The sequence below is a fragment of the Caballeronia pedi genome (assembly GCF_001544915.2).
Classification (GTDB): Bacteria; Pseudomonadota; Gammaproteobacteria; order Burkholderiales; family Burkholderiaceae; genus Caballeronia; species Caballeronia pedi.
This window is the reverse complement of record NZ_FCOE02000137.1, coordinates 1-554: the sequence shown is the minus strand read 5'-3', so window position 1 is coordinate 554 and position 554 is coordinate 1. Positions and strand designations below refer to the sequence as shown.

Annotated in this window: 1 protein-coding gene; it reads left to right on the top strand. The window is 62.3% G+C overall.

The features are described from left to right. Window positions 1-24: 24 nt before the first annotated feature. Window positions 25-554, top strand: a 530-nt coding sequence (locus tag AWB80_RS42880) for an OmpW/AlkL family protein (protein ID WP_279628708.1), incomplete at its 3' end; no start/stop codon positions are given.

Genomic DNA, 554 nt, shown 5'->3' with positions numbered 1-554 from the left:
ACGAAACAAGGCGCGAGCGCGTCAGTGAGTGATGCCGATACCTTCGGACTGACGCTCCAGTATTTCGTCACGGATCACATCGCGGTCGAAGCGGTGACTGGCGTGCCGCCGAAGTTTCATCTCACGGGCGAAGGCACGCTCGGGCCGCTGGGCGAACCGGGTACGGCCCGCGAGTGGAGCCCGACGCTACTGCTCAAATACTATTTCCTCAGCGCGCAGAGCAAGTTCCGCCCTTATGTCGGCGCGGGCGCCTCGTACGTGTGGTTCTCGGACGTCAAGCTGAGTCAGCAAATGGCCAACGGAGCGTTCCTCTATTCGCCGCAGACCGGCACCGCATTGACGGGCCCCGCTAGCGTGCATATCGGCAGCTCGTTTGCGCCGGTCGTGAACGCCGGGCTCTCGTATAACTTCACCAAACACTGGTCCGCGGCGTTCTCCGTGTCGTACATGTGGCTGTCCGCACGCGCGACCCTCACGACGAACTCCGCGGTCGGGCAGGTCAAGAGTGAATCCAAGCTCAAGCTGAATCCGATCGTGACCTTCCTGTCGGTCGG